The 20,398-nt window shown below is 42.1% G+C and carries 15 protein-coding genes; 10 read left to right on the top strand and 5 right to left on the bottom strand.

The features are described from left to right. Window positions 1–11: 11 nt before the first annotated feature. Entirely contained in the window at window positions 12–1,430 is a 1,419-nt protein-coding gene (gnd, locus tag QE382_RS22650) for an NADP-dependent phosphogluconate dehydrogenase (RefSeq protein WP_307187866.1), read from the bottom strand. 178 nt (window positions 1,431–1,608) lie between these two features. Here gnd and QE382_RS22645 point away from each other — a divergent pair, with 178 nt between their 5' ends. The 9 genes from QE382_RS22645 (at window position 1,609) to QE382_RS22605 (ending at window position 12,663) form a co-directional block, all read left to right on the top strand. Continuing rightward, window positions 1,609–3,120, top strand: coding sequence for a gluconokinase (locus QE382_RS22645; protein WP_307187865.1), 1,512 nt, complete (start codon window positions 1,609–1,611; stop codon window positions 3,118–3,120). 16 nt (window positions 3,121–3,136) lie between these two features. After that, window positions 3,137–4,459 carry a gluconate:H+ symporter gene (locus QE382_RS22640; RefSeq protein WP_307187864.1) on the top strand — a complete coding sequence of 441 codons (1,323 nt, stop codon included), beginning with the start codon at window positions 3,137–3,139 and terminating at the stop codon, window positions 4,457–4,459. Between the two features lie 51 nt (window positions 4,460–4,510). Continuing rightward, window positions 4,511–5,995 carry a TPM domain-containing protein gene (locus tag QE382_RS22635; protein ID WP_307187863.1) on the top strand — a complete coding sequence of 495 codons (1,485 nt, stop codon included), beginning with the start codon at window positions 4,511–4,513 and terminating at the stop codon, window positions 5,993–5,995. Window positions 5,996–6,158: 163 nt separating this feature from the next. Further along, window positions 6,159–6,764: a CDP-alcohol phosphatidyltransferase family protein gene (locus QE382_RS22630; RefSeq protein ID WP_307187862.1), complete on the top strand. Its 606-nt coding sequence runs from the start codon at window positions 6,159–6,161 to the stop codon at window positions 6,762–6,764. Next, entirely contained in the window at window positions 6,757–7,602 is an 846-nt protein-coding gene (locus QE382_RS22625) for a phosphatidate cytidylyltransferase (RefSeq protein WP_307187861.1), read from the top strand. The genes QE382_RS22630 and QE382_RS22625 overlap by 8 nt, the downstream gene beginning before the upstream one ends. A 70-nt stretch (window positions 7,603–7,672) precedes the next feature. Next, a complete protein-coding gene (locus QE382_RS22620; protein ID WP_307187860.1) occupies window positions 7,673–8,704 on the top strand; it encodes a patatin-like phospholipase family protein in 1,032 nt (343 codons plus the stop codon). Window positions 8,705–8,786: 82 nt separating this feature from the next. Further along, the gene (locus tag QE382_RS22615) at window positions 8,787–9,542 is read left to right on the top strand and encodes an SDR family NAD(P)-dependent oxidoreductase (protein ID WP_307187859.1); all 756 of its coding nucleotides are present in this window, start codon (window positions 8,787–8,789) and stop codon (window positions 9,540–9,542) included. Then, complete coding sequence (locus QE382_RS22610; RefSeq protein WP_307187858.1) at window positions 9,524–10,849, top strand: phosphatase PAP2 family protein; 1,326 nt, start codon at window positions 9,524–9,526, stop codon at window positions 10,847–10,849. The genes QE382_RS22615 and QE382_RS22610 overlap by 19 nt, the downstream gene beginning before the upstream one ends. A gap of 107 nt (window positions 10,850–10,956) precedes the next feature. Beyond that, the gene (locus QE382_RS22605; RefSeq protein ID WP_307187857.1) at window positions 10,957–12,663 is read left to right on the top strand and encodes a bifunctional alpha/beta hydrolase/class I SAM-dependent methyltransferase; all 1,707 of its coding nucleotides are present in this window, start codon (window positions 10,957–10,959) and stop codon (window positions 12,661–12,663) included. A 225-nt stretch (window positions 12,664–12,888) separates the two neighbouring features. Here the strand turns inward: QE382_RS22605 and QE382_RS22600 are convergent, their stop codons facing one another. The 3 genes from QE382_RS22600 to QE382_RS22590 form a co-directional block, all read right to left on the bottom strand. After that, window positions 12,889–12,984 (bottom strand): hypothetical protein, encoded by a 96-nt coding sequence (locus QE382_RS22600; protein ID WP_307188054.1) that lies wholly within the window; start codon window positions 12,982–12,984, stop codon window positions 12,889–12,891. 287 nt (window positions 12,985–13,271) lie between these two features. Then, window positions 13,272–13,544, bottom strand: a complete 273-nt coding sequence (locus QE382_RS22595; RefSeq protein ID WP_307187856.1) for a Txe/YoeB family addiction module toxin — start codon at window positions 13,542–13,544, stop codon at window positions 13,272–13,274. Then, the gene (locus QE382_RS22590; protein ID WP_108636245.1) at window positions 13,535–13,741 is read right to left on the bottom strand and encodes a DUF2683 family protein; all 207 of its coding nucleotides are present in this window, start codon (window positions 13,739–13,741) and stop codon (window positions 13,535–13,537) included. The genes QE382_RS22595 and QE382_RS22590 overlap by 10 nt, the downstream gene beginning before the upstream one ends. A 509-nt stretch (window positions 13,742–14,250) precedes the next feature. Between QE382_RS22590 and QE382_RS22585 the strand changes: the two genes are divergently transcribed. Beyond that, a complete protein-coding gene (locus QE382_RS22585; protein WP_307187855.1) occupies window positions 14,251–15,216 on the top strand; it encodes a hypothetical protein in 966 nt (321 codons plus the stop codon). Window positions 15,217–15,469: 253 nt separating this feature from the next. Here the strand turns inward: QE382_RS22585 and QE382_RS22580 are convergent, their stop codons facing one another. Then, a complete protein-coding gene (locus tag QE382_RS22580; RefSeq protein WP_307187854.1) occupies window positions 15,470–20,314 on the bottom strand; it encodes a DNA repair ATPase in 4,845 nt (1,614 codons plus the stop codon). Window positions 20,315–20,398 lie beyond the last annotated feature (84 nt).

Here is a 20,398-nt window from a genome sequence, read left to right as displayed (position 1 = left end):
GGCTTTTTTTCTTAATCCCAAAGTGTGTGAAAGATACCTTCCCGATCAATACGTTCATAGGTATGTGCACCAAAATAGTCTCGTTGTGCCTGTATAATATTTGTCGGTAATTTTTCCGATCTGTAGGCGTCAAAATAAGCGAGTGCGTTTACGTATCCGGATACCGGTATCCCGTTTGCGATAGCATCCTTCAATACCTCGCGAACGCTGGCCTGCGTGTTCAGTAGCTTCTGTGCAATGTTACTATCGAGTAGGATGTTACGCAAGCTTGGATTGGTCGCATAGGCTTTTCTAAAATCTTCGAGCAAAGCCGCGCGAATGATACAGCCGCCGCGCCAAATTTTGGTTACCACCTGTAAATCTAGTTCATAATTATAGTTTTCCGATGCAACGGTAAGCTGTGCCAAACCTTGCGCATAGGTCGTGATGATCACAAAGTACAATGCATTTTTTAAGCGGGCAATAAGCGTTTCGGCGGGCAGATCAACAGGCTGTCCATCCCATTTAAGTAATTTTGCCGCCTCCACACGTTCGGGTTTGTATTTGGACATATCGCGCATATTGACCGCTGCATCGATCACCGGCACTGGCACCTGTAGATCCATCGCATTTTGCGAAGTCCATTTACCCGTTCCCTTCGATCTTGCCCAATCTGAGATCAGGTCCACCAAATACTGGTCACCCTCTTTTTTCTTCAGAATCTGAGCGGTAATTTCAAGCAAGAACGAGTTTAAGTAGCCCTTATTCCATTCTTCGAAAGTCTGCTGTATGGTTTGGGCGTCAAAACCATATAATCTTTTCATCAGGTCATAGGTCTCTGCAATTAACTGCATGATACCATATTCTATACCGTTATGTACCATCTTTACATAATTTCCGGCCGACCCGTTGCCTAAAAATTCCACACAGGGTTCGTCGGCTACCTTGGCCGCAACCGCCTCGAATATTGGCCTAAGTCTTTCGTAAGCCTTTCTGTCGCCCCCGGGCATCAAGCTTGGACCACGACGAGCGCCACTTTCTCCTCCAGATATACCCATTCCGAAGAAATGTATACCCATAACGGAAAGTTCATTAAATCGTCTGTCCGTATCCGCGAAGTACGTGTTTCCGCCGTCGATGATGATATCTCCTTTATCCAAAAGCGGAACAAGACTGGCAATCGCCATATCGACCGGCTTTCCGGCCGGCACCAACAGCATAATTGCTCTGGGTTGTTGCAAAGCTCCTATAAACTCTTCGACTTGGGTCGTCACTTTGATGCGATGTCCTTCACTTGCTTCAGATTCCAATGACTTCGCTTTTTGTGAATCGAGGTCTAATCCTGCTACCGCGAAACCGTTGTCTGCGATGTTCAGCAATAAATTACGTCCCATTACGCCGAGTCCAACTATTCCAAAATCGTAGTTATTCTTTTTATTTATACTCATCATTTAATATCGTTTTTCTAAGCTGAAATTTACCATTTTTGTTGATACTATGAAAGAGAATTATCAGCAGATCGTTAGGAGGTGCTTTTCTCTCTCCAAATTACCTGGCTGGTTTTGAGTCTTTTGTTGTAAACCAACGGATAATCCGTATATTGAACTCTCCTAAACATCAATTTTATTTATGATTATTGGATTAGACATTGGTACATCATCTGCGAAAGCTGTTGCATTTGACTATGCGGGTAACATCTTGTCGCAGCATAGCATACCTTATCCCATATTAAATCCGTCGGAAGGCTGGTATGAGCAAGATCCAGAGATCGTTTATGGCGCATGTATTGATTCTATTAGGGATGTCATGATTAGCCTAAAGCAATCTAGCGCTGCTATACCGAAACCTGTATGTATTTCGGTGAGCAGTGCTATGCACGGACTGATCGCTGTTGACTCGCTGGGACAGCCACTTAGCAACTGCATAATATGGGCAGATCGCAGAAGTGAGGATATCGCGGTTGCCCTAGCGACGAGTGAGGTGGGCAGACTGCTTTATCAGCGGACAGGAACGCCAATACATCCCATGTCTTTGCTTTGCAAATTGATGTGGATGAAGTCCAACGATCAAAAATTATTTGCTCAGTCGTATAAGTTTATTGGTATCAAAGAATTTCTTTTTTACCGGCTCTTTGGCGTTTATGTGGTCGATCATTCCATTGCATCTGCAACAGGACTTTTCGACATACGTGAATTAATATGGTCTGATCAGGCGTTAATGTTGGCCGGTATATCGAAAGAGCAATTAGCATCTCTAGTTCCGGTCGATTATATGTTAACTGTGCCTAACCTAGAAATTGCGGCCTTGATGCACATCCCTGAAGATACCCCTTTTGTGATAGGTGGTAGCGATGGTTGTCTGGCTAATCTCGGTGTGGGAGCTATACGTCCTGGGGTGGCTTCGGTAACTATTGGTACGAGTGGAGCTATTCGCGTAGCAAGTTCGCAGGCAAATCAAGAGAAAAAGCAAAGGCTATTTACATACCTACTGAGACCAAATGAATATATAATTGGTGGCGCGGTCAACAATGGCGGTGTATTACGCAACTGGTTTCGAGACAACTTTTTACGCGAATTTATTCAAATGGAAGCAGATGAAGATCCTTCCGCGTCGTTAGATGCTTTGATCGAATCCGTCGTTCCCGGGGGGGAGGGTTTGATATTCTTACCCTATCTCACTGGTGAACGCGCACCACATTGGAATGCCAATGCAAAGGGTGTTTATTTTGGAATACAGTTGCATCATGGCAGAGCGCACTTTGCCCGTGCCATGATGGAAGGGATGTTGTTTGCAATTTACAGTGTAGGAATTGCTTTAGAGGAGAACACCGGTTCAATTCAGACGATCTTCGCAAGCGGCGGCCTAGCACGTTCATCATTGTTGGTGCAGATGCTTGCAGATATTTTCAATAAACCTGTATTCACCAAAAATACGGTAGAAAGCTCTGCATGGGGAGCAGCATTAATCGGCTTGGAAGCATTAGGTATACAGGGAGGTGAGTCTACTATAAAAAACACACAAGCGGAAGCAGAGCAAGATACCGAGCACTATTATAAACCGAGTGCGGAGAATCACGCTGTGTATATGAAAAACTTCCAGAAATTTGAACGCCTCTACCATATATTGGAAGGCGAGTTTTAACTAGATATAAATTATTATGCCGCTAATCATCGTTATTTTGGGAGTAGCTTTATTACTCCTCTTAGTTACTGTCGTTAGGTTAAACACGATCTTTTCATTACTGATAACTTCTGTTGCGGTCGGTTTTGCTATGAATATGAGTGCCGTCGATATCCTTAAGTCTGTTGAAACCGGAGTGAGCAGTACCATGGGACAGTTGGCACTTTTGTTGGCTTTCGGGTCTTTACTCGGGAAATTGATGGCGGAGGGTGGTGCTGCAGAAAAGATTACAACGGTACTAACGGCTGTATTTGGGCGAAAGAACTTACCGTGGGCAATGGTTCTCACGGGCTTTTTAGTAGGAATTCCCTTATTTTACAATGTCGGCTTTATCGTCTTGGTTCCGTTTGTTTTCATGGTATGTGCTTCTAATAAAATGCCCTTACTTTATGTTGCTATTCCGCTGCTCGCAGCGCTTTCTGTGACGCACGGTTATTTGCCACCCCATCCTGGAGCTACAGCCATAGCGGTTACTTACAATGCGGATATAGGTTTAACAATGGCTTATGGCATTGTTGTGGCAATTCCTGCCATCATTATCGGTGGGCCACTCTTTGGCAGGATGCTTAAGCATATTCCGACCAACCCACCGACCGAGTTTTTTCCTGAGCATGATAAGGCAGATCGAAAAGAGCTTCCCGGATTTGCAATTAGTATATTTACGGGTCTTTTTCCAATAGTTTTAATAGCTTTTGGTTCATTTGCACATCTACTATTCCCAAAAGACTCCTTTTGGCTGGCGGCACTACGTTTTTTGGGCGACCCGGTTGTTGCTTTAATGATTGCAGCTTTAGTGGCAATGTATACGATGGGTATTCGTCAAGGTAAAAGTTTGCGGGAGCAGTCAGCAAGTGTGGAAGAAGCAATCCGCGGCATCATGATGATCCTTTTTATCATTGCAGCATCAGGCGCCTTCAAGCAAATTTTGGTAGATAGTGGTGTAGCGAACTACATCGCTGACATAACTGCCGACCTTAGCTTGTCGCCTCTTGTGCTTGCATGGTTAATAGCCGGTGTCATTCGTCTGGTTATCGGTTCAGCAAGTGTTGCTGGGCTAACGGCTGCGGGTATTATGCTTCCCATTGTACAGGCAGGAAATGTTACTCCTGAATTAATGGTGCTAGCGACGGGAGCGGGTAGTCTCATGTTCTCCCACGTCAATGATCCGGGGTTTTGGATGTTTAAATCTTATTTTGGCGTGAGCATGAAGGATACGTTTCGCTCATGGACTGTGATGGAAACGCTCGTGTCTGTTGTTGGATTGATCGGTGTCTTGGTTTTACATTGGCTTGGCCATTGACTTTTTTTCTTAAAATCGTAAAAATGAACCGAATTTTGCTGTGCTAAAATTATGCTGAAGTTACATCGATTTTCCGTCTTTTTTTTGGTGTTGTTGGGAACTTTCCTAACGGGACTAACATCCTTTGCACAATCTACTGCTTATACGGTAGACAATTTGCCCAATCCAAAAATAAAGGGGCAGGATTATTTTGTGTCCAATCCCGATGGGATTCTATCTTCGGGCGCGGTGTCTGAGTTAGATGGTTTGTCTAAGGAGATCGAGGCTACCACAAAAAGTGAATTTGCCATCGTTGTTGTGAATGATTATGTTGGCGACAGTGATTTCGAATTTGCGTTAAAATTATTCAATACCTGGGGTATCGGTAAGAAGGAAAGTAACAATGGGCTTTTGTTATTTATTGCAAAAGAGCGGCATGAATACCGCTTTATTACTGGATATGGTATGGAGAGCATCTTGCCAGATGCTTATCTTAAACGTATAGGAGAAAAGTATCTCGTACCCAACTTTCGAAATGAAGATTATGACCGCGGTGTTTTAGAAGCTTCGGGTTTTATAAAAACAATACTGACGTCTGCAGACAGCAAGGCTGAACTGGAGCGCTTAATGCCAGAAGCGATACCAGTTTGGAGCTTTAAAAGTCCTATTCTGCGCAACTCTTTTTTGGTATTGAGCTTGTTTGCAATATGTTATATCTGGCTGGGTGAGGTGACCAGAGCGATAAAGGGGCAGCTGACCAAAAAAAGTAAATATTTTCCACCTTTGGTGAGCGGATGTGGCTGTATGGGAATACTCATGTTTATCAGTGTGTTTATCTGTGCCTTTGCCTTAAAAAATTTTGAGGTGGTTTATCAGTGGAAAAATTTACCCTATTTTATATTTGTATTTGGCAGCATTACTTTGGCGATGAAATATAATGCTAGTCGCACACAGATTGTTAACTCCTATCGCGATGAGGAGAATATTCAGCGGGCCTTACGTAAATTTCGTGTGTGGGGACTTGTACCATTATTGCTTAGTCCATTGGCCTTATTTGATCTTATTGGATTAAATAAACGGATTCGGAGAAATGAACTGCGGCTGGCCCCGCCTGATAATTCAGGAAATTGGTTACGGATGAATAAGGATGATGCATCTACCAGAGAAAGCGCATATCTGGATCCTGGCCAGCTTTTGGAAAAGAAAATTGGCAGTCGATCTTACGAGATCTGGATAAACCAGACAAGCAATGAAATCAAGCTGGTTCCATGGGATGAAAATGCTGGCTTTGTCGATTGCCCTGCATGCCATTATAGAACCTTTGAAACAGGGCGTACTAAAACGATCCGAGCCGCAACGTATAGTTCACAAGGGCTAGAAGAACGTTTTGACCTCTGTAAGAATTGTGGACATCGTGTGTCTCATGGGGAGCATTCAATTCCTGTCAAGGTGCGATCTACATCGAGCAGTTCTGGCGGCGGATCTAGTAGTAGCGGTGGTGGTGGTAGCTTTGGTGGTGGATCTTCTGGCGGCGGTGGTGCAGGCGGACGATGGTAATCCATAATTTAAGGACAAAAAAAAGGTTTTCAAACGGGGAGAATGAAAACCTTAAATAACCAATTATAAACCTAAATTATGATGACACAAATATAGTGTATTTATTACACTATACAAATTTTTTTTTAAAAAAAATAAAAAAGATAGCTATAGCTCGTACAATATGATTTCTGTTTATAAATTAAAACCAAAATTTCAGCAGTTGTTGATGCCGATTTTGAACTTTTTGCATCGAAAAAAGGTGACTGCAAATCAAATTACGATTGGGTCGATCGCGCTGTCTATACTTATAGCGCTGCTGTTTTGGTATGCCGACCGTTTCCCGGTTTTCTTTCTGGCGTTGCCAGTCGGATTATTGTTGCGTATGGCGTTGAATGCACTGGACGGTATGATGGCCCGTCTTTTTAACCAAACGAGTAAAACAGGAGAAGTTCTGAACGAGGTGGGCGATATTGTCTCCGATGTCTTGATCTTTTTTCCCTTGCTGAAATTTCATCCCGAGAGTTTATACCTGGTTGTATGCTTTATTATACTGAGCGTGATCAATGAATTCTGTGGTCTAATTGGAAAAGTGGTCGCCAACGACCGTCGTTATGATGGGCCCATGGGGAAAAGTGACCGCGCACTGATGTTGGGGTTATATGGTATTTTGAACTTGTTGCAGATCTCAATAACGACTATTTCGGTCTATATTTTTGCTGTGCTGTGTTTGTTATTGGTCTTGAGTTCGATAACGCGATTGAGAAAGGCATTGGTAGTCCATGAGTGAGTTATCCAATCCGAAGGACAAGTTTGCTGATGTACCTGTCCGCGTAAGAAGCTGGGGCTATATCGTGCTTGTATTGGCGATAGCTTTCGTTTCCCAAACAACATCTTTGCTGTTTGTTTCCTGGCTGACATTTCAGGGCATGCGCGAATTTATGAAGATGTTTGTGCCACATTTTAATCTTGTATTGGTCTTTGCGGTTGTGACAGGCCTATTGCAGCTGATCCTGTTATTGTACTGTTCATACAGTGGCTACCTATTGTGGGCGACACTATTGTGCATCGGGATCGGGCTGTTTTTCCGGTTGGGACAGAAAACAGCGATGGGTGCTGCTATCGGAATGACAATTGGAGCGGCTGCTTGCTTACTTGCATTCAGCCACCTGGCTTTTATCCGGGCAGTAGAAATTCATCAGAATGAATGGATGGGATTGCGGCTGGTGGCCTTTATCATCGTTTTAACGGAACTGAATGATGTATTCCAATACCTCATGGGCAAATTCTTTGGTAAACGAAAGATCGTTCCGCGCATCAGCCCAAATAAAACGGTTGCCGGATGTCTCGGTGGTATCGGACTGACGATAATTTTGAGTAATATCTTGGGCTATTTGTTGTTTCCATTTGGAGATTTTATTGGCTTTTCTTTGTTGGGTTTACTCTTCGGTGTTTTAGGTTTTTGCGGTGATGTGCTTTTCTCCTTTTTGAAACGTAGGACTGGAGTCAAAGATACGGGGGCATTAATCCCCGGACATGGTGGACTGTTGGATCGGATAGATAGCCTGCTTTTTAATGCGCCTGTTTTCTATGGTTTAATTTGTTTGATAGAAATGACGAATTTGTAATGGTGACTAAAAAATTGGAATTAGGTCTTGACTTTGTAAAAGGATACACATACATCTAATATATCGCAAAATGAATTATCAACGGGCAGTTTTATTTTCAGGTGGTGGTACTCGTTTTGGCTTGTACCTGGGAATGTATGCGGCGTTGGACGAACTAGGATTAAAGCCGGACTTACTGATAGCTACCTGCGGTGGATCATTGGCTGCTGCGATTATTCAGGCTTTTGCAAGGGATGCAGAACGGAAATCCTATCTACAGTCCGAAGAGTTTTACCGCTTCTTCTGTGGACATCGGCTTACAGAGCAGCGCCATCTGGGCAAACTTGGTTTATATGTGTTAAAAAAGCAATGGGATAAACGATCTGCTCCTTATTTGGAAGATGTCTTTGATCGTTATCTGGTCAAGATGGAACATGATCTTTCCCCTTTATTACCGACTTTGAACCGCCCGTTTTCACAGGAAATACCCTCAATTATTATTGGTTCGAGAATGCTTTTTGACCGTTCGGAAGTTGGGGAGAGACGTGGCGAACGTAAGCTCTATCAGAAAGTCCTGATGGGGAATGCAACTGCCCTGTCGAACGTAAATCTGGATGGTATTCAACTTCAAGGTGAAAATTATGCACAAAGTGCTGTTGCTCCAACGACAGTGATCAATTCATCGGTAACATTGTTAGAGGCTGTTCGTATTTCGATGTCCGATATGTTTTATATTGAGCCAATAGAGCGGAATGGGGAATATTATGCCGGCGGAGCCATTGATCTGGTGCCTGTGGAGCTAGCGCAGTCTTTGGCCACAGAAGTGATCGGTGAACGGAAGCAGCTATACAAATTGCAGGAAGAAGGATTGGTCAGAGCTGTATTAGGCTTCAGTGGAAATCAACGCCTGCGAGATATTGATCAGCAATTTCGGGATATCCGATGGATTGATACAAGGGATGCTGCGCAACAACTGGTAGGAAACTATTGCAGAAAAGGTATAGATTGGCGTAGATTTGAAATAACATTGTCACTGCCGACCAGTCTGGATGAATTTGCGGCTGCTATGGAAGCTCAGTGGAATTATGGATATAGCAAGACGATGAAACTGCAGCTGCGCTGAGACACGATGGATTGGAATACGTGGAATTCGGGAGAGGTTCGGAAGAGATTGAAATTGTATATGATTTGATCATTCTTTTAATATGAAGGTATTTATCGCGGGAGGAACAAGTGGAATAGGTCTAGCATTGGCAAAAAGCTACCTCCAGCAAGAGGCGGAAGTTGCCGTATGTGGCCGGGACCTTTCAAGGCTGACTAATCAGCCAGCATATGATGCGCTGGTCAAGTTTAAAGTGGATGTATGTGATCGGGATGCTTTGGCTGCTGCCGTTGATTCTTTCTGTCACCATGAAACATTGGATCTTTTTATCAATTGTACGGGAAGCTATGCTGATGATGTAGCACAGCGCATCAGCTATGAGGAGGCAAGTGCTATGCTCCGAGTCAATATGTTGGGTACCCTGAATTGTTTTGAAGTCGCCCGCGAAGTCATGTGTAGACAATCAAAGGGACAAATTGCAACAATAGCATCCGTCTCGGGAACTTTAGATTTTCCGAATTCCAGTTTGTACAGCAAAACAAAACGAGCCGCAATTCAAGTGGCGGATGCTTATCGGAGGGCATTGCTTCCGCTTGGGATTGCAGTGACAGTCATCGCACCAGGGTATGTGGATACAGCCAAGCTCCGTCAGCTTAACCAGCAGGATCTCTCCAAAAAGCCCTTTTTGATCAGTGTAGATAATGCCACGCAGCGCATCTTAAAAGCGATACAGCAAAAGAAAGAAATCGTGATTTTTCCGAAGCGTATGAAATGGCTGATGGGATTTTTAGGCCTTATCCCCCATGTATTATTAAGTAAAATCATGTTTAGGAAAGCCAAATGGATGAAAAACGATTAAATAAAATAGGGAGGCAGCTCCTCGTTGCCATCTATTGCCTGCTACTTTTTCAACTTACCTATCCCTTTACAGCTGCCTACGCATCCAATTTAGCTGCGGTACCTTCCTTTATATTCGACTTTGAACAGCATATTCCGTTCATTCCATGGATGATCTTGCCTTATATGAGCAGTGGACTGTTTTTTTGTATAGTGCCTTTTTACTGTGGGGAAAAGAAGGAACTTCTGTGCTATGCAAAGCGATTTACGTTTATCACCCTGATTGCGGCCCTATGTTTTCTTCTTGTTCCGCTGCGGTTTTCTTTTGACCGACCGCAGGTTGAAAATCCTTTGTTCACCATTTTCTTTTCCTTCTTAACGGAATATGATTCGCCTTTCAATCAGACGCCCTCCCTTCATGTCGCTTATGCCTGTCTTTTTTGGTCGGTGCTGCGCTGGAGGTTCAACGGATGGAAGAAAATAATCTTGGGCTTCTGGATACTGATGATGGGCTTAGGAACATTGACGGTATATCAGCACCACGTGATCGACCTATTGACAGCTTTTATACTGATTCAGTTGACTTTTCTCCTCTTCCCGAATGCCACTGCACAATCTGCACAAAGGATGACTATAGCGAATACTTATTACCTCATCGGCTGGATATTCACCTTACTCTCACTCCTCTGCGAGGCATATGTTTTTCCCTTGATTGTTCTTGCTTGGATAGCTTTTGTCTGCTTTGCGGTAGGTTACAGTTACCTGCGCAATAATACGGGGTTTTTAAAGGATCATCAGGGTCGAATACCGCTGATAAAGAAAGTATTTTATGCTCCTTACCAATTTGCTTACTGGATGATGTGGCGTTTTTTTAGAAAGAGAAATCATCCGCTGCTGATGGAGTTACTTCCGCGCTGTTATGTGGGACCAAGATTAAGTGATTCGGAGCTTGTTGCCTTGGGACTAAGTCGCGATCTGGTTGTTTTTGACCTCGCAGCGGAACTGGAGGAGGTAAGGCTCTTAGGTGCCATGCGAAAATATTATTCTCTTCCTTTACTGGATATTGCGGAGGTCGATGTGGATTATGCCCATGAGATCATAGACGCTATGCTATCTGCTTACCGGAACTTGGATGAGCATGAGAATATGGTCATTCATTGTACCATGGGATATAGTAGAAGTATGATTTTTGCTATTCTGATGACGCGTGAGTTTTTATCTTTAGACTTAAATAATGCTATAGATCACGTGAAGTCGATCAATAGGCATATGGTACTGCGAGGTCATGCGATCCTGTTGATGAAAATTATAGTCGCTGTTCGATCCTGATCAAAAAATTGGTGGCTTGATCTTTGTTTTTAGTTGCAACAGTTAAATAGATACGGAAATTATATACTTACATACGCCATTGTATAGATGGGATAAATTATAAAAAGATGAAATCAGGTTATTTTAAGAGTTTCGATCAGGGTGAACTGCTATATCGTGTGTGGAATTATCAAGAGGGGCAAAAAGCTTTGGTTGTATTGCACCGCGGGCATGAACATTCAGAACGCCTGCAGGAGATGGCTAGCGATCCACAGTTTGCCGATTATTCCATCTTTGCATATGATTTGCGGGGCCATGGCCATACTAAAGTGCCCGTATCGTCAGTATTCATGGATAATGTGCGCGATCTGGATTGTTTTGTCGCCTATATGCGTGCCGAATATGCAGTTGACACCGAGGACGTCTTTGTCATCGCCAACAGTATTGCCGGGGTTATTGCAAGTGCTTGGGTACATGATTTTGCCCCTCCAATCTCAGGTATGGCTTTATTAGCCCCTGCCTTTGAGATTAAACTGTATGTACCATTAGCCAACCAGATGATTGCACTTGGAACCAAGCTGAAAAAGGATCTCGTTATCCAAAGCTATGTAAAGGCGAAAGTACTGACTCATGACATTGAGCAACAACAGGCTTATGATTCTGATCCCTTAATCTCAAAATCCATTAACGGCGCTTTATTGGTTGACCTGTTGAAAGCCGGTGAGCGTATCGTAGACGATGCAGCCGCAATCGATATTCCTGTGATTGTGCTATCTGCTGAAAAGGACTATGTGGTCAAAAACTCAGTGCAAAAGCAATTCTTCGTGTCCATCGCTTCGAAGCTGAAAACATTTATTACCCTGCGCAATTTTTATCATGGTATCCTGTTTGAATCCAACAGACAGAAAGTTTATACCTATTTAAAAGATTTTATAACGAAAGCCTACGCAAGGCAAAAGCCTGAACAGGGGCTTGAGCCTGACGAGTTTTCGGTAAAGGAATATGAGAAATTGTACCATAAAGTTATGCCAGCGGCTGAGAAGCTAAACTATGCTTTCCAGAAATGGACTTTAGGGAAGATCGGATCGTTGAGTCATGGGATGAACTTAGGGCTTCAGTTTGGTTTTGATTCGGGAATTTCGTTGGATTACGTCTATCGCAACGAGCCAAAGGGTAGGTTGGGACTAGGTAAAATTATCGATAAAGGATACTTGGAGGCGATTGGATGGAAAGGAATCCGTATACGCAAACAGCATCTATTACGTCTATTAGAAGAGAATATTGAGCAGGTCAAGTCTACAGGCCGACCTGTAAAAATTCTGGATATTGCTGGCGGTACCGGAAATTATTTGTTTGATATCAAAGAAAGATACCCAGAAGTGGAGATCGTGATCAATGAGTTTATGTTGTCAAATATCGCAGTGGGGGAGAAAATCATCAAGAAGAAAGGGCTAGAAGGAATACGTTTCAGTAATTATGACTGTTTTGATCCGGAGACTTACGCAAAACTGGATTTTGTCCCTAATATTGTGGTGATCTCCGGTATTTTCGAGTTGTTTGGCAACAATGAAATGGCGAGCAGGGCTGTACATGGCGCGACTTCCATTTGTGAGGAAAATAGCCATCTGGTCTATACCGGACAGCCATGGCATCCACAATTGAAAATGATCGCTTATGTGCTGAACAGTCATCAGAAGAAAGACTGGGTCATGCGCCGACGGTCCCAGAAAGAATTGGATCGGATTATGGCTTACAATGGAGTGCACAAGGAGCGGATGCTTATTGACGATTATGGGATATTTACCGTTTCTTCGGGGGCAGTGAAAGCGGGATAATCGCTTCCACTGCTCGGAAATGCAGATTCAATCCGTTTGACAAAAAGACTTTATTCCACTTTTCAGCTCGAAAGATCTACGAAAAGTAGTTGTAATATCTATATACTCCAAATATGTTAAACGAGCTGGAGAAAGACAATAGAATATCTTGAAGAGAGCTTTAGCGGAGAAGAGAACAAAAAATCAGCTCAAAAGATTGAAAAGCTTATAGTCTAGTATTAATTACTAATATGCTTGTATAAGTACATCTGTAGGGATATTGAGTTTTTCGTGAAGTTTTCTAATGATCTCAAGAGAGAGTTTCCGCTTTCGATTTAATATTTCACTTGCACGGCTTTTTTGACCAAGAACATCAGCAAGATCATTCTGCGTAAAAATTTAGCTGCTCCATTCTGAATTTGATGGCCTCAACAGGATCAGGGAGATTAATAGGAAAATGTTCGGTCTCATATTTATCGATGAGAAGCCCCAAAACTTCCAATTAATCTCCTTCTTTTGAACCTATTTTAGCATCAAATATTACTTCAAGGCGGTCTAAAGCCTGTGCATAATCTTCTTCAGTTTTAATAAGTTTTGCTTCCATCCAGTATTTTCGCTGAGTTTATTATCTACAGATAATGGCCTTTAAGAGACTGTATTTCGAGTATTGTTTCTCCATTTTCTCCGTATACTTCATAGATAAGTCTGTGCTCCTGATCAATTCTTCGTGACCACGAGCCGGATAATTCATATTTCAACGCTTCTGGTCTGCCTATACCCTCAAATGGTGTTTCTAATATAGAAAGAATAAGAGTTTGAATCTTCTTCTGGATTATTTTGTTACCTGATTTTTTCCAGAATTTTAAATCTTCTACCGCTTGCGGAGTATAAATTATTTCCATAGATCATCAATGCCGATTTTAGTCCCTTTGCCGTTCTTAACATCAGCTCGGCCATTTTGTATCTTTTTTACAAAATCTGGATTATAGGTACTGCCTTCTACAGTGGTAGTCTCAAATTTCATTTTCAATGCTTTGGCAATTGCCTTGATTGCTTCAAGTTGCTCTTTGTTTTGCGGATGTAAAAGTATTGCTTCCATGATTAAATCCTTTAAGTTCGTTCTTCTGCTAAATATTTATCCAAAGATCCTTTGCATAAATCTGCTATTCAACTAGCGTGATCTACTTATTAAAAAATTACAGCGAGTTAAATTCTTACAAAGATACTAGTTTTAAAACATGCTAACAATTTACAGGTCAATTACCTTATGATATTCTGCTGTTCAAATTCTCTCATTGACTCTATTCAAGTCAATGGAGAGTGATCGGGTATGTGGTTTTAGTTCTTATACTCCCGAATTGCCTGAATAATACCTTCCAAATTTTCATTGAAGTCCAGTAACTGACCGAATACTTTATCATCTTTAGCCAGTCCACCGTGTTTATTGTTCTTGCGGAATTTTATTTAAAAATTTTACAATTGTATAGATTATCCTTATTTTTGTTTTGAAATATAAAATAATAGTTAGCATCTTGCTTCATGGCACAAGCCTGCTTAGTGATATTACGAAGGAGAGAAAATTATAAACCAATATAAATTTTTAAAATTATGGATGACATACATGGAAGTGTAGGGACTATTTATCACGGGTCTGTTAATAAAAGCCAAAATCAGAGAATCACCACAAATCATATCTATCTCCATCCCGGAGAGCAAAGTGGTGAATTTGAACGTTGGATGCGTGAGATAGGCGGATTGCTCCAACTTGATCGCGAGTATTCAACGTTAAAACCATTATTGGATTTAATAGTTGCTGTATTGGAGCCAAATCGGATTTTCTTGATACCACACCCTGCTATTGAAAAATACCAAGTTAAGCCCTATGTAGAGATTATTTTGATACTTGATGGCTGGGCATATGATTTAGATCGGAACGAACCGATCGTAAAAGGTATTCTTGAGCTTGTGTGTATGAAACAGCGTACTGTTGTGTTTAATATTCATTCGGGAGATGAATGGGAAGCAGAAATGAAAGATGGATACTTTTACAATGTTGCGCACTGTCGATCTAAATTTTTGGTGTTTTCGGGAAGCCCATATCGTTTGGAGGAACCGGAAGCGGATTCTCTAAAAAAATTTCAAAATAATTTTTCGTCTAAATTCAATAATCAGGTTGAGATAACAGAACATTTTTTTAAGAAATGTAAGGCCCTGCTTTGTGAAGGAGATGTTGTTTCAGATTTGGTTTTTACTCTTTTTTTGTCATGCTTAAAACAAATCTACCGTATGGTCATCTGGGCTCTATCATTCGATATTCCGAGTCTGAATAGATCATGCAAAGAACTCGAAGAAATGGCTGCAAGAGTGCTGCCGCAACTAAGAGGGCAGCTAAGTAAAAATACAGATGTTTATCTAAGTTTTGGAAGTGATTATTTGGAAGCTCATGATGGAGAAATAGTCGGAATGGAACACTACGTTTCTTACCTCACAGAACTTGAACGTTTATTTGAAATCGCTAAGATCGCGTTCGAGCAGAAGATGGTCTTATTATTTGATCCTGAGGAAAAGGTATAATAGAAATTAAAACAGTTATGGAAACAAAGTATCATACTAAATATCCTGAGGCGAGTGATTAATTTTAAAGTTTCATTTGTAATAGTATGCGGTGGTTTCATTATTATGATACTATCATTTGATACTATCAAAGATCATCATTAATCAGCCTAAATTAGCTAAAACTTAAAAAAGTTGATAGTAATCGTATCAAAAACACTGCTATCCCAGCTGAACAGACTAGAAAAGTCAGCTGGGATAGCAGTAGAAAATTTTAATTCTTATACTCCCGGATTGCCTGAATGATACCTTCCAGATTTTCATTGAAGTCCAGTAGCTGACCGAAGACTTTATCGTCTTTGGCCAGTCCTCCATGTTTATTGTTTTTGCGAAAGATTTCTTTGATGGCTTCCCAACGTTCCTGCTCGACAGGGTTCAGTAGTCCGGCAAGCTCTTTTAGTTTTAAAAGGTTACTTTCAGTGTCCGCAGTTAGTGTCTGCGATTCGCTCTCATAGTGTGCGAGGAGAACCTGATCAATTTCTTGCTCATTCATCATAGGGACCACCTGTGCAACCAGTTTGCTCATATTCCGATACGATCCCTGCATTTTAAATGGCGGTTCGGTACGGTAATTATCCTGCATCGCTGCACTCTGAATATAATTCTGATTCACTTTGATCACGACATTTCTGATTTTTAGCACATGCCGTAGCACAGCGATAAAGTCATCAATATCCTGTTTCAGATAGTTTCCCTCTAAATTGGGCAATTGATCTATAACAGACTGTGCATAGTTGACCAGGGCATAGAAGTCATTAAACGACTTGCTTGCAATCTTCTCGAGGTAACTGTTTTCAATCGCCGCATTTTCAATCAAACTGAGGTTGAATAATGCTTCGGTATCACCGATCACATCGCCGAGGTTGTACACGTCGGCCCGATTGGCAAGCATGTCGGGAATCTGAAACTTAGAGCCGCTCTCGGTATACGGGTTTCCGGCCATCACAATGCAAAAGCGCTTGCCACGGAGGTCATAGGTCTTGCTCTCACCCTCAAAAATACCATCAATCTTACGTTGACCATCGGCCAGAGAGATAAATTTCTGTAAAAACTCCGGATTTAAGTGCTGGATATCGTCCAAATACAGCATGACATTGTCAGCCATCTCAAATGCAAGATTGATCTTTTTGAGCTCTTCCCGTTCTCCGGATGTTTTCGCTTCAATCGGGTCAATGGATGTAATCGAATGACCAATGGTTGGGCCATTGATTTTGACAAAATGCAAACCCATAGTTTTGGCAAGATATTCCATTAAGGTGGTCTTACCGTAACCCGGAGGCGAGATCAACAGAAGCATGCCCATACGGGCCGTACGCTTGTTGTCACCTGCAGCTCCCAGCTGTTTCGCTAGGTTATTTCCGATCAATGGAAAGTAAACTTCGTTGATCAGCTTATTACGTACAAAGGAAGTCAGTACTTTAGGCTCAAACTCACCGATCTTTAGTTCTTTGGCATAGGACTTCGCAAGCTGCTCTTTCAATGTGGAGAAAGCCACAAAACGAGGTACATTATACGCACTGAATTGCGCGAGACGTGCTAAAAATTCATGATATTGGATATGTTCTTCTCCATTGTTCAGGATCGCATGATTGCCTTTTAATCCGCTGATATGCGCCTGGTCCTTTGCGATGATCAGGTGATATTCATGGGTCGGATATAGCAACATGATCGCTGCTTCTTCACTATATTTGCGTAGTGTAAGACATTCCGGATGCTCATCAACGAAGGAGTTGAGCCAGTTTAGGGTCAGGTAAAAGCGATCTACCAAGCTAAATTGTTCGTTCTGAATATCCGCTTCAAAAAGCTTGTAACTTTTCTTGGATTCCAGCAATCGAACAAAAGCCTTTTTCAGTTCATCGGACTGTTCACTGACGACAAAGGTATTGTAGCTCGTAAACGTCTGAAAAAGGTAAGTAGCCAGCTCAGGACCATGAATGCTGGAGCGATCCAAATGTGTCTCCCATGCATTGAATAACTTGGTCAGTTCATCAATGACAGACTGGTAACGATTTGAAGTTGGAAACGTTTTTAATATCGTGTAGGTAGAATGTATCAGTGCCCGCTGCTTTGTCCGTTGATCATCTGAAAGGGATTGCCAAAATAGCTGAGCCATCGTACGCAATAGGGGATCGTAGCGAAGCAGATCCAATTTGGTATCCAGCTGTTTGATAGTGTCATAAATCAACAGTGCATCCACATTGTGAACTCCTTTGACATAACCTTCCGAATAACTTTGCTCCACGGTCTGTGTAATAAACAACGGCGCATCAAAATTTTGTTGTCCTTTCGACGCAACGAAAGCTTTGTATGCAAGGTATTCTGCACGATAGACTTCCTTATTTTCAGAGACAAGTTCCTGATCCCAGATGTCCTGAAAACTGTTGATTTCCTCGGCCTGCACCTTTTGATAGAAACTTGTCCCAGTCAGGTGGAAATACAGTTCGTCATTTCTGCGTAGCAAGGTAAGGCTAAGGGATTGGTTGTTGACCGCAAACTTATGCTTGCCCAGCGCGATGATATTTTGGCCGTCCACAAAGAGGTCATTTTTATCGCGCAAAACCCGTAAAGCGTCTTCCTGTGATTTCTTTAATAGGTTTTCAAGATTTTCTGCTTTTGAGACATCCTGTAGTGTTTTTAGCTCCTGTACCAACTGTCTGATCTTGTCGATCATGAGGTCCGAGGCAAAAAAGCTGAGGATCTCTTCCCGTGTTGCAAATGTCTTGGATTTGTTCTCAATGTTCTTTAATACACGCAGACCGATCTGTTCGAGCGATGACGTACGCTTGTTGATCTGTTCAACGATTTGTTCTCTGCGTGAATTAAAAGCCTTGATCACCTCATCACGTTTGTCCGCGATCTTGAGGGCAAAATCTTCGAATTCAGAAAACTTACTTTCGAGCTCCTCCAGCTGAACGATGACTTTTGTGTAATACTCGTCTACCTTTTCGGTTGTCGTTGACAGTTCGAGGTAGTTGGTCACGGATTGCTCCAACAGGGTCAGCTGTGCAGAAAATTCGGCTATTGCTTCCGTACTTTTTAATGAATTGAGTTTTCGCGTAAGCTGTGCGCGGACTTCATTTAAGGAGGAGAAAATAACCGAAATCTTCTCAATGATTTTGGTTGTCTGCGTGGAGTCGTCAATTTTTAGACTATTGAGGATATCAATCAATAGTTCCAGTTCACTTGAAATGGCCGAATTTGCTTCTTCAATCGCTTTGGCATCGTAGACCTTCACTATGGCCTCCACATTTTTCTTCTGCTGTTCCACCTTTTGTTCGTAAGGAAGCAGGGCCTCGTCACGTAGGAGAAAAGCAATGGTTTTTTCGGCCAGTTCGGAGGTGATGCTCTGCAATTTTTCCAACAGACTATCTATCCTGACCGTATCAATATATTTTACATTTTTAAGGTCGATGATTTCACCCTGAAGGCGACGGGAGTCGGCCAATTGATGAACGAGCTGATCGAGTTTGTCCACAACGGTACTATTGATGGAGAAGGTGAGTTCTTCCATCTTCTTTTCTGCTGCTATATTTAATTCTGCGGCATGTTTGCGTTGCGCCTGTACTTTGACAAACTCATCAATAGCGGTATTGGCGACTTCCTTGATCTGTGTTAATGGCTGGCCAAGATTTGATAAAGCGTCATCCTTTATCCAAAAATAGGAATCCAATAAAACAGTGGACTTTTTGAGGATATCTTCGTATAAACCTTCGTAGCTGTCCTCTTTGTTGATGAGCTGTATGACTTCCTGTGCCTCGGCCATCGCCTGTACGATCTGCTTATTTCCGACCTTATAGATCGGGTCATCTTTTTTCTGTTCGTTCTCTTTGAGCACGGTCATGTAAGGTGTTTCCCAGATCTGCACCTGATGATGTCTGGTGGCCTCCGCCTCGGTACGGAAATAAATTAAACTACCATCTTTGAACAGGGTAAATCCGTTGCAGATAATCGGGGTCTCGACATGCTGTTGGATGATGTTATATGACAGTAGGATATAGGTATTGGTTTCCTCCTGACAGAATATATACAGAAAATCTTCACCATTGGGGGAGGCTATCCTACGGAGGAACGATACCTGTTCAAATTGGGCGTCAAAAACCTTGTGTGTGCCATTTTGTAAATAGTATCCATTGGAAAAAACAATCCCTTGATTGTCCGGTAATAATATGGCTGATTCATTCAGTGATTTGAGGTTGACGACTTCCTTTGTCCGTTGGTTATAGACAAAGGCCCTAAAATCTTCCTGATAAGGCTTGATACGAACTGCGATAAGATTGCCAAGATCAGCATAGTAATAATCGGCATCATCCAGTTGTTGGTCTGCATTGACCACTTTTTCGGAATAGATCCCTTTGCCGCTGTCTGTGTTGTTTTCGATCTTGAAGGTGATGTCGCCATTGATTGCTTCGATAAAGATCTTATCCATAATGGATATATGGGGATGCTTACCGAGCCGACGGTCTTCAAGCGTGGTTTTTGTCCAGTCAAATTCAAATTGGTTGGGCAATTTGACTTCGTGGATGCTGCGGTCATCCTGATACTGGAGCTTACCATCTTTGATTAGCCATTTGAATGCTTTAAGGTCAGCGGGATTTTTGCTGGTCTGAAAGATCATATACAAATAGTTCTCCGTCCTACGAAATTTGGAAAATATGGAGTCCCTATAGTATTTGTATAGATTTTGATAATCTGAGATGAAATTTTGATCGTTGATCAGGTCGAGGGACTGCGGAATAAATTGATTATTCTCAAATGCATAAACACTGAAAACATCTTCCAGCTTGATCTCGGTACGCAGTCCAAAATGCACGTTATACCCAAAAATACATTGATTATCCAAGGCCAGAATACCGCGGGCAACACAGTTGTTTTCTGTGGTGATCCGTTGATTGGCTTTGAGGACAAAGCTCGTTGAATTGAACACTTCTTTACGGGCCTCATTCAGCTGCTGGAGCTTGGTCGCTAGTTCTTCTTTTTGTGTAAGAAGTCGCTTTCGGATAATCTCATATGCACCTTGGTCAAGGCTATCGTTCTGATTAATTACGTTTTCTTCTGGCATAAAATGGACAGTTTCTACTGTATTGCTGTGAAAAAATCAATGTAGTGCGCGTAAGAGAAGTTTTCGCTTATCTTACACGCAGTA

The sequence above is a fragment of the Sphingobacterium zeae genome (genome assembly GCF_030818895.1).
Classification (GTDB): domain Bacteria; phylum Bacteroidota; class Bacteroidia; order Sphingobacteriales; family Sphingobacteriaceae; genus Sphingobacterium; species Sphingobacterium zeae.
Note: the sequence above shows the minus strand (reverse complement) of the source record. Positions and strands in the feature narration are given on the sequence as shown.